Genomic DNA, 11,237 nt, shown 5'->3' with positions numbered 1-11,237 from the left:
GTAAAAACTCCTTCATTTAATATAAATGACAGGCAACTTGTTGGTTTTCATTCAGTTTTTGCATGATTGGTACTTTTTCTTTACAGACATCCATTGCCAATGGACATCTCGTATGAAATTTACAGCCCGTCGGCGGATTGGAGGGGCTTGGAATCTCCCCTTTTAAGGAAATTCGTTCTCTCTTCACAGACGGATCAGGTTGAGGGATTGAAGCTAATAATGACTTTGTATAAGGGTGCTTTGGATCCTTAAAAATAGACTGCTTACTGGCAACTTCTATCAAGTTACCCAAATACATTACCCCAACCCGGTCACTGATATGTTCTACAACACTTAGATCATGAGAAATAAACAGGTAGGTAAGATTGAATTCTTTCTGTAAGTTTTTCATCAAATTTAAAATCTGGGACTGTATAGATACATCAAGGGCAGACACGGCCTCATCTGCAATAATTAATTCCGGTTGTAAAATAAGTGCTCTAGCAATACTGATCCGTTGACGCTGCCCCCCGCTAAATTCGTGCGGATACTTATTTAAATGGAATTCACTGATACCACACTTATCTAATAGATTCTTAACCGTCTCTATTTTTTCTTGCTTTGACATACGAGGAAAATGAATAGTCAATGGCTCCATCAAAATATCTTTGACTTTCATACGGGGACTTAACGATGCATATGGATCTTGAAAAATCATTTGCATCTTCTTCCGATATGCCTTCCATTGCTTTTCTGACAGACTTGCCAAATCCTTCCCATTGAAAATAACTTCTCCTGTATCGGACTTGATCAACCCGTTAATTAAGCGGCCAGTAGTTGATTTTCCACACCCGGATTCTCCCACCAACCCAAACGTTTCCCCTTGATTAATGGAAAAAGAGATACCATCGACTGCTTTTACATACTGTTTTTCTTCAAACCAGCTTTTGCTAAGAGGGAAATGCTTTTTAACATCTTTTATATCGATTAACACATTATTGCCCATGACCAACCACCCCTTCTTGCTGAGACTGCTCCTGCGTTAACCAGCAGCGTGACGAGCGGCCGTTTTCCATCGCTAACGCTGGCTCTTCTAAATTGCAAATATCCATCACATGCTCACAACGAGGGGCAAATTTACATCCCTTCGGCATATTCTTTGGACTAGGAACAGCTCCAGGGATGGAATACAATTCATCCAACCCGGCTCCAATTTTCGGAATCGAATCTATTAGTCCTTTTGTATAAGGATGCTTAGGATTGTTAAAAATTTCCTTAACCGTTGCTTGTTCGACAATTCTTCCAGCATACATGACAATTACCCTGTCACAGATCTCAGCCACAACTCCCAAGTCATGAGTAATCATCAAGATCCCCATATTCGTCTTTTCCTGGATATCTTTCAATAGATCCAGAATCTGCGCCTGAATGGTTACATCCAAAGCAGTCGTCGGCTCATCAGCTATCAATAGAGATGGGTTACAAGAGATTTGCATGGCAATCATCACTCTTTGTCTCATTCCGCCCGATAATTGATGCGGATACTCATTCATTATATCTTTCGCTCGGGGGATACCGACCGATTCCAACATACTAACAGCATGTTGCTTTGCTTTTTGACCAGACATGTTTAAGTGTAAAGAAATTGTCTCTATGATTTGTTTTCCAATCTTCATTACAGGATTTAAAGAAGTCATTGGCTCCTGAAAAATCATCGATAGCTCATTGCCTCGATATTGCCTCATTTTTTTCTCTGAGAGTTTCAGCAGGTCCTCGCCCTTATAGATGATTTCTCCGTCGATGATCTCACCAGGAGTGTCATGTAATAATTGCATGATCGATAACGAAGTAACACTTTTCCCGCTTCCGGATTCTCCGACTAATCCGACAATTTCTCCATGATTGACTTCAAAGTCTATTCCAGTAATCACAGTTTGCATCCCATCTTCGGTATGAAAACCAGTTTTTAAATTATTGACCTGTAACAGGCTCCCCATATGGATTCCCCTCCCTCTAATCATTAGTTTTAGGATCTAATACGTCCCTTAACCCATCTCCTAATAAGTTAAATGCCAGTACAGTCAGGAAAATAACCAAGCCTGGAAAGAACACAAGATGAAACGAGGAACCAATATAATCTCTGGACATGCTTAGCATTGCACCCCAATCAGAAGAAGAAGGGTCGGCACCCAATCCCAGAAAACTCAGACTTGCCGCAGATAAAATCGCGGTTCCGACATTCATCGTAAAGTAAACAATAATTACTGGGATGGTCTCTGGGAAAATATGTTTCCATACAATACGAGTAGTACTAGCACCGACAGAGCGTGCCGATTCAACAAATAGCATCTCCTTTACTTCCAGAGTAGCCCCTCTTACAATCCGGGCAAAGGAAGGAATATTGAAAAATGCTACCGCTATAATAACGTTTCGTACCCCAGGCCCTAATATAGCAACAATTCCGATGGCTAAAATCAAATCAGGAAAAGCAAACAATACATCGCAGATACGCATAATCGCTTTGTCTACCCATTTTCCAAAAAAACCACTGACCAGTCCAAGCACCGTTCCCACCACAGTGCCTAACAGCACCGCGCTAACACTGACTGATAACGTTATCCTCGCCCCGACAATTATCCTTGAAAGAATATCCCTGCCATATTCATCAGTCCCGAACAAATGATCAAGCGTGGGAAATTCTAGCAACCTATTGTAATTCGGTTCTGCCGGATCATAAGGGACTATATGAGGGCCAATCACCATGGTTAATAGCAACAAAAACACAAAGTAGAGGGAGAAGAGCGCAGGCTTCTTTTTACGAAATTGCCGCCAAAAATTCAAAAAGCGATTTTCGGATTTAACTTTCGGTATTTCCATCGTACTTGTTTCGATTTGTAATTTACTCATCATTACCGCCCTCTAATCGTATCTTATTTTAGGGTTTAAATAACTATAGAGAATATCCACCAGTAAATTCACCAAAATAAATTGTAAGGAAAAGAACAGTATCTCGGCTTGAATTACTGGATAATCCCGGAACTGAATCGAGTCAATTAACAACCGTCCCAAACCCGGGAAACTAAATACCGTTTCAACAACTACCGATCCTCCCAGCAAAAATCCAAATTGCAGACCAGCCACTGTGACAACGGGGATCAGCGAGTTTTTCAGTGCATGCCCAAACACGATCGAAGTTCCACTCAACCCTTTCGCCCGTCCTGTTCGTATGAATTCCTGTTTTAGCGTGTTTACTAGTGAAGAACGGGTGAATCTAGCAATCATGGCCATGATTCCAGCCCCTAAAGCAAAGGAAGGCAGGATATAGCTTTTCCATCCTGCGTCATCTCCTCCAGTAGGGAAAAGCCCTAATTGAACGGAGAAAAGCTGAATCAATACAAGACCTAACCAAAAATTCGGAAGGGAAATACCTGAAACCGCTGTCAACATTCCTAATCTGTCAGGCCACTTATCTCGGAATACAGCGGATAAAACACCGATGAGGATTCCTATCACCAGCGCCCATATAATACTCAAAAAAGTTAGGCCCAATGTTGGCATAACTCGATCTAGAATCAAATCAACCACTGGTGCGCCAGATTTGATTGAATAACCTAAATCCCCTTGAAGTAAATTGCCCATATAGGAAATGTATTGCTTTACAAACGGTTCATGAAGCCCCAAGCTTTGTCTTACTTCCTCGACTTCCTCGAGGGTTGCGTCCTTACCTGCCATCAATCGGGCAGGATCACCAGGGATTAAGTGAATAAACATAAATATCACAAATGAAATCACAAGCAAAAGAGGGATTAAGCCAAGGATTCGTTTAATTATGTATTGCCACACTTTAATCGACACCTCCCACCAAAAGTAACGTGCAACCATTCAATTTGTTAGCATCATTTTATGGGTAAAGAAGGACTGATAGTCATCAGCCCTTCTATTTATCTACTTCAATTTTGCGTTTGCGATACTGACTGATCCATCTGGCAATACATAGACACCTTCTAAATTTGTTTTACTGCCAGATAAGATGACATCGGAAGCCAAGAAAATCCATGGCGCCTCTTCATACACCGTACTTTGGATGTTCTTATAAATTTCCTCTTGTTCCGCAGCATCAGAAGTCTCGTTTGCCTCATTAATCCAGTCTGTCACTTCACTATTATCATAGTATGCTGTGTTTGCACCTTCTGGCGGTAAGTACTCGCTACTGAACAAGGAACGGGTAGCACCATCTGCATCTCCAGAAGAAGGCGACCAGCTTACATACCACATTTGCACTTTCGCTTCTTCAGGAGTCGCAGGCGTGTAAATTTCATCAGACAAAGTTCCTTCTTCCATTGACTGAATTTTCACGTCTATCCCTATCTGCGAAAGCTGTTGTTTAATAAATTCCATACCCGTAACAGTTTCCGAACTGGTATTACCCCATATTTCAGCTTCGAACCCATCTTTGTAGCCTGCTTCGGCCATTAATTCTTTTGCTTTTTCCAAATCAAAATCGTAGGTGTCTTGTTGCGAATAATATTGTGTTTGGGAGGACATGGTAGAATCTAATGGATTTCCAAATCCGTTTTTCACAACTTGGAGGTAGGCGTTTTTATCGACTGCATAATTCATCGCTTGTCTGACTTTTACATCATTGAATGGTTCGTTGAATGTGTTGATCGATACATATCTTGCTATGGTTGAAGGTGTTTCGGTAACTTCAACTCCTTCTACGTCCTCAAAATCGCCCGCATTCTGTTGAGGAACGGGATAGACGAAATCCGCTTCCCCAGTTTGCAGCATGGCAGCTCTGGCTCCATTCTCCGGAACCGGCTTAAAGGTAACCTGTTCTACATTCGTTTTGTCATTTTCATAATAGCCTTCATATTTTGATACTACCAAGGAATCCCCTTGGTTCCATTCTTCAAATTTAAAAGGCCCAGTTCCGACAGGATTTAAACCCAAATCCTTACTCTCATCATCGAGCGCTTTTGGACTAGCAAGCGGAATCATCGCAAACTTATTAAGCATGGCACTGAATGGTTGATTGAGTGTGAATTTTATTTCGTAGTCACCTAATACCTCAACAGTATCAATATATTGAACATTACGATGTGCCCGAAGACTATCGTCATCAATTATTCGTTTGAAGTTGGCTTTTACTGCTTCTGCATTAAAAGGTTCCCCATCATGGAACGTAACGCCTTCTTTCAACTGGAAGGTGTATTCCAATGCATCGTCACTCACTTGATAATCTTCTGCTAAGACTGGAACTACATTCATTTCCTCGTCGAAACCAACAAGCCCTTCATACATCGACCGAATACCATAAATGGACACTGTGTCACCAGCATTATGAGGATCTAAGGTGACGAAATTTTGATCTATTGCTATCGTTATTTCTTTATCTGCACTTTCGTTGGCGTTTTCCTCTGCATTAACTTCTTCATCAGAACTACCTTTCCCGGTCTCTCCGGCACTCTCTTGGTCAGAACAGGCTACAACAATAAACAATAGAGACACCAGTAAAAATAAAAGAAACAGGCTTTTTTTCATAATGTTATTTCCCCCTTTGTTATAGGTAAATCTTTGTTTCACCCACCGGCACCCCGCTGTCATTCAAGATGTTGTTTGATCTTAATCTTAACAATCGCTTTATCGTGTCTTGATTTTTATAGTTTAGCTTGGTTAAGATTTCGGCAACCAATAAGGGCCATATCAATTCAGTGCCACTGAGTACTTTTAAAGCGATACTTATTTTTTCTTCTTTTAATGCCAGGCAGTAAACGCCTTGTGCCCCCCCCTTGGCAATAATGTTATTATCTTCAAGCAAAGCAGTGCAGATAAAATGGTGAGAGGCAACAATTTCTGGATGGGCATTCATTACCTCGCCAATTTTGGTTACCGCATTTGCCGTTTCACGGTGAGGAATCTGTTCAGGCGCGACAAACTTCAAATAGGAAATCGCCATATTTCTTAGCGGAATGCCATGGACAGGCACTCCGCAACCGTCAATACCGGTGATGATCTTATCTTGAGGGATTTCAGAAAGTTCTTTTACATGGTTAAGAATTTCCTGTTGTAATGGATGTTCTAATTGCCCGTAAGTATGTAGGTCATAACCTTTCTCTCTAGCATAGGCCAAAAAGCCAAGATGTTTTCCAGAGCAATTATGTAATAGCCTGCGCTTAGGTTTGTGATTCCAAATGTATTTCTGTTTAGGTTCTTCATTTAACGGATAGCTTTTACCGCAAATAAGCAGGTCTTCTGGAATGTCTAGTTTTCCCAATAAGTTTTCTAAACCTTTTTGATGGTATTCTTCTCCCCGCTGTGATGCGGTAAATAATGCAGCTTCCTCTTTCGTAAGCTGATACTTGTTTACGATATCGGTTGAAAAGACAGGAATCGCTTGTATTGGTTTCATGGCCGATCGAAAGTATAAGGGATAGTCAATCAAACCTTTTTCGTATATGACCTGCTTGTTCTCATCTACTATACAAATGGAACCTTGATGGACATTTTCAAGGGAGTTGGCTCTGAAATCTTCTGCAATCGTCGGAAATGTCTGCATCTAAATCTCTCCATTAAATTTAATATTTTTCACAAACTCTTGCTGAATGCTACTGGCAGCTCCTTTGACCACTCCGTAGTTTTCCGTCTTCGTTGTCAGCAACTCAAATGTGTCTTTGACTGGATACCAGATATTGCTGCTATACTTTTCTAATAATCTTTTTCTAATAGCAGGGTAATTTTCAATCAAACTTCCAGAAAGCACTACCTTATCGGGGCTATAAATGCAAACCGTATTATTTATTGTAATAGCAGCATAAGTAACCGCTTTTTCAATGATATTTTCTGCCCACTGTGCGCCTTTTTCATATTCTTCCACCAATTCTTCCATGCTTTGGATGCCTGGCTTAACCTTTGCGGCCGCATCTAATAAGAATGGCTCAGCGATATAGGTTTGCAAGCATCCAAGCTTGCCACAAGAACAATAAACACCATAAGGATCGACTGTTGTGTGACCGATTTCACCTGCAAAGTTCCCCTCCCCGCGGTATATCTCACCATTTGTTATTAATACAGACCCAACTCCATTGCCAAGCCCTATCATCACCATATTGTTATCTTCCGCCTTCGAAGTCAGCTTGTATTCAGCAAGTGCTTTTACTTTCAAATCATTATCCACCACTACCGGCATTCCAAGTTTTTTCTCAAGCATTTCACCTAAATGAACTTGCTTCCAGTTAAGTTGGGCAGATAACTTCACTACACCAGAAGTTTGTTGTATTAACCCCGGGAGCCCTACACAAACTCCAACAATCCTATCAGCATCTATTCCCTCTTCTTGAAGCAACAACTGGATTTTTTCAGAGATGAAGTTTACTGTTTGCTGTGGATCAATATTGTTGTGGTCGTAAAATGCCTTCACCACTATCTCTCCGACAAAATTCATAAACCCTATTCGGAGGTGAAAACTGTCAATTTCAACACCTACAGAAATTACTGAGTCTTCATTGGGGACAAAATAAGTTGCTTTTCTTCCAAGACCATTATTGCTAATAATGTCCACTTTCTTGATAAGAGCCATATCCAAAAGCGAGGCAACAATACGTGAAGCAGAAGTTGGACTCATCTTCGTTTGCTTCGCAATATCAGCTCGGGAGATTGGTCCTTGGTTAATAATAATTTCTAATACTAAACTTTGATTCTCTTTTTTAAGAAATTCATGATTTTTTATTTCCATTTTTTTAATCACCTATTAACATTTTGTTATTAATAAAGACAATTTCCCTTTAATTTAAGCGTAAAATTTTCAAAAATCCTTTATATACAGAATTAATTTCTCCTGTGAAGTTATTAATAGTATAAATTAGTAGGAATTTTTAGTCAATTCATTTTTCTGAAAATTTTCTTGAAGGGAACAAAACAATACTTTGAGAGGAGTAAATAAGGAGTGTGATCTTCAGAAGATACAAAAAAGGGAGGGCACAGTCCCCCCTTTTTTTTCCAGAATTGTGCGCCCGCCATAAGGTTTCACTAGGGGGGCTTATGATTGATAATTCGTCCACTATCCTACAGCATACCTACCGGAGAGTAAAAAGGGAGAAAAACACTAAGGTCGGGAAAATACCGAATCATAGGATAGATTATCTGATTGCAGATGTCAAAAACTATATCGATCACAATGCTTTTGAGATAAACCTACAATTAAAACACATGGTGCATAAGATTGGATGGAGTCCCTTTCAGTTCTCGAGAAGATTTTCTGCTTATCTAGGTATCACTCCTCGGACATTACCAATCTACGAATCCAACAAGCAAAAAAGCTTTTATTGGAAACAAATGATACCGTAGAGTACATAGCAGAGCAGTGCGGTTATAATAATGGATTCTACTATCCGAAGGTTTTCTGAGATAGTGGAGGTGTCGCCTTCGAGGTTTAGGAGGATTAATGAGGTATAAAACAGGAAATGACGAGCACAAGAAAAGCCGTTTAGCATGCAATTATCATGCTAAACGGCTTTATACTATTAAATCACTACTATTTATTAGAGATCATATCATGTACCTTAGAAGTTTCCTCTTCATCGATAACATAGTAGTAGATTCCATCTATTTTTGTTCCGGATCCCTGCATCTGATACGTAGTGATATTCTTTCTGGTATTCCGATAGTTCAACAGAAGGTTTTGCATATCATCAAAGTCCATATTGCTTGCCATATTGTTGCCTAATACCTGAACAATATCGTCAATCTTACCAACCGAACCAACGGAAGCTCCTTTATCGATGATACCTTGAATTACTTTGCGTTGGCGTTCGTTACGCCCAAAGTCTCCATTTGGATCCTGTTTCCGCATCCTGACATAGTCTAAGGTTTCATCTTTGCTTAGTTCTATCTCTCCTAGTGGAAATCTGTGGCCTTTACGAGAAAACTCTATTTCATTGTTCACTGTGATTCCGTCTACTGCACCTACTAACTCTGTAAGTCCTTCCATGTTTAGACGGACATAATAATCCAAATCGATATCAAGAAATTTTTCAACCGTATTCACCGACATATCAACACCACCAAAAGCATAGGCATGGTTGATTTTGTCTTGGGTCCCTTTTCCTACAATCTCTGTTCGCGTATCTCTCGGAATACTGATAAGCTGCATGCTGTCCTGTTTCGGATCTAAGGAAAGGACCATCATTGCATCTGAACGACCAGCATCATTTTCTCTTTCATCTACCCCAAGGAGTAATACGTTTAAAGGTTCCTGGTCTTTTACCTTTTTTTTGCCGACAGATGTATCGATAGAATCAACCGGTTGGGTTATTTTGTTTGCGACTGTTTGTTTTGTGTTATGGTAGATTGAGTAAGCAAAGGCACTCGATCCTGCGATGAGCAATAGAGCACAAGTTAATAATACTTTAAGCCATAACCTTTTTGGTTTCCTTCTATAAGTAGAGCGTTTCATTTTAAAACTTCTCCCTCTCTTTATACTGAACTTCAATTAAAGTCACGTAAATTCTTAATCTCATTATGACAAATTGTCACTTGAAAATCTACATTAAAAAACATATGAGCGATAAGTGATGAAATTTGAATGATACCTATAATGTATCACTCAAGTTATCCACTCATTCAACTAGCATGTCATACTCACATTAAAGAAGCCTTTTCTAACTAATATACTCTGGCTCAAGTGTATTATCTATTTCTTCCTATTTAGAGAAAAATCCGATCATAAAATATAGTTAAGTCGTTAAGAGATTTTAAACGTAAACTCTTCGTGATAAGGCAGGGCTTTAAGGCAATTCTCTCGTCTTCGTTCTGCTACATTTACTAATGAAAACATCCCCGTACAAAAAGGAGATTCAGACTCTTCCGTTAGATGAAAATGAAGTAAGAATTCTTCCCAGTTAAAATAACTGCATAAGTAAACCTACAAAACTTTAAACAATAAATTGCAGGGCTTTATTGCGGGTAAATATGGTAAAACATTTGGAGAGCGTGTTGAGTTACCTTTTGATTATTGATAAAGAACATTTCAGTGCCAATAAAAACTAATGCAGTATCATAGCTAAGTATTTACTCATTATATAATTCAATATATTCATTTGCTATTTTAGACCATTCGAATTTATTTACAGCATTAATGGCGTTGATATAAATTTTATTATAATCTTTTAATATACTCTGTATTTTAAAAGCTATTTCCTCTGTGTTATCAGGAGATACTGAAAAACCTACCTGACCTTCCCTAAAATAACCATCAATTCCCTGCCCCTTTGAATAAATTACTGGTAGTCCTTGTGTCATTGCTTCGATATAAACAAGGCCAAATGTTTCATTATATGAAGGCATAATAAAAACATGCGCTTTTCTAAGTAATCGGATTAGGAGATTTTTATCTTCAATAAAACCATGTAACTTGATACTATCTTGATTATTAGTTTCTTTTATTAATATTTTTAATTCATCTTCATCAGCTCCACTTCCTATAATGTCAAATTTCACCCTATATCCTTTATCTTTTAGAATTGTTACTGCCCTTATAGACGACTTTACATTTTTATTATTGTTAAGTTCACCAATGAATATTAGTCTAATATTATTTTCCTCATTATACTCTTGTTTATTAACATTAATGTTTTCTAGCCAAAAGTTATCAACTCCATTCGGTATAACTACTGACTTTTGGTGAATTTCATCCTTCAAGTGGTTAGGAATATAATTATCTAAAAGAAAAGATTTATACGCTGGTGAAAGAAATACTACCTTTTTAGCACTTGCTAAAATTTTGATTCCTAAACTCCTTAAATGAATTGCATACTTAAAGAAGTAATTAATATCTGTATTTCGCACTGCAACAATATAGTCTATCCCAATTTCTTTTTTTAATTTATACGCTATACCACCATTTGAAAAAAGAAAATGAGCATGTATTAATTCCACTTTTCTAAAATCAACTCTCATTTTTAAATCTTTTAATATTTTATTTATCTTAGGATAATATAAAATTCTGTCTAATTTAGTGTATGGGCTAGAAAAAATGTATTCAGTATGCTTAGCGTTATCTAAGATTCTTTTATTACTGATTTCACTTGTTTTATAGGGAACATACATGGTTTGATCAATATTCTTATTGTCCAACTCCCTCAATAAATTTTGGTATAGTTTTGTATCCGGATATCCAGAACATATATGAAGGATCTTCATTTTAACCTCCAACTTCCGTATAGTACCAGCTATATCTTGCTTAGAAATTAATGAAAATC

General features: G+C 38.4%; 9 protein-coding genes. All 9 read right to left on the bottom strand.

Translation table 11 applies throughout. The features are described 5' to 3' along the window. Positions 1-16 precede the first annotated feature (16 nt). The gene (locus BLR82_RS13635; RefSeq protein ID WP_074600001.1) at positions 17-985 is read right to left on the bottom strand and encodes an ABC transporter ATP-binding protein; all 969 of its coding nucleotides are present in this window, start codon (positions 983-985) and stop codon (positions 17-19) included. Next, positions 975-1,976 carry an ABC transporter ATP-binding protein gene (locus BLR82_RS13630; RefSeq protein WP_074600000.1) on the bottom strand — a complete coding sequence of 334 codons (1,002 nt, stop codon included), beginning with the start codon at positions 1,974-1,976 and terminating at the stop codon, positions 975-977. Before BLR82_RS13630 ends, BLR82_RS13635 begins: the two co-directional genes overlap by 11 nt. Before the next feature lie 16 nt (positions 1,977-1,992). After that, a complete protein-coding gene (locus BLR82_RS13625; protein ID WP_245693823.1) occupies positions 1,993-2,856 on the bottom strand; it encodes an ABC transporter permease in 864 nt (287 codons plus the stop codon). A gap of 42 nt (positions 2,857-2,898) precedes the next feature. Next, complete coding sequence (nikB, locus tag BLR82_RS13620; protein ID WP_074599998.1) at positions 2,899-3,822, bottom strand: nickel ABC transporter permease; 924 nt, start codon at positions 3,820-3,822, stop codon at positions 2,899-2,901. Between the two features lie 102 nt (positions 3,823-3,924). Next, positions 3,925-5,523: a glutathione ABC transporter substrate-binding protein gene (locus tag BLR82_RS13615; RefSeq protein ID WP_175486811.1), complete on the bottom strand. Its 1,599-nt coding sequence runs from the start codon at positions 5,521-5,523 to the stop codon at positions 3,925-3,927. Positions 5,524-5,542: 19 nt separating this feature from the next. Next, positions 5,543-6,538 carry an asparaginase gene (locus tag BLR82_RS13610; RefSeq protein WP_074599997.1) on the bottom strand — a complete coding sequence of 332 codons (996 nt, stop codon included), beginning with the start codon at positions 6,536-6,538 and terminating at the stop codon, positions 5,543-5,545. Further along, positions 6,539-7,714 (bottom strand): ROK family transcriptional regulator, encoded by a 1,176-nt coding sequence (locus BLR82_RS13605; protein WP_074599996.1) that lies wholly within the window; start codon positions 7,712-7,714, stop codon positions 6,539-6,541. A 798-nt stretch (positions 7,715-8,512) separates the two neighbouring features. Then, positions 8,513-9,433: an LCP family glycopolymer transferase gene (locus BLR82_RS13595; RefSeq protein WP_074599994.1), complete on the bottom strand. Its 921-nt coding sequence runs from the start codon at positions 9,431-9,433 to the stop codon at positions 8,513-8,515. Between the two features lie 614 nt (positions 9,434-10,047). Continuing rightward, complete coding sequence (locus tag BLR82_RS13590) at positions 10,048-11,178, bottom strand: glycosyltransferase family 4 protein (protein WP_074599993.1); 1,131 nt, start codon at positions 11,176-11,178, stop codon at positions 10,048-10,050. Positions 11,179-11,237 lie beyond the last annotated feature (59 nt).

The organism is Sediminibacillus halophilus (genome assembly GCF_900103695.1).
In the GTDB taxonomy this organism is placed as follows: domain Bacteria; phylum Bacillota; class Bacilli; order Bacillales; family Amphibacillaceae; genus Sediminibacillus; species Sediminibacillus halophilus.
Note: the sequence above shows the minus strand (reverse complement) of the source record. Positions and strands in the feature narration are given on the sequence as shown.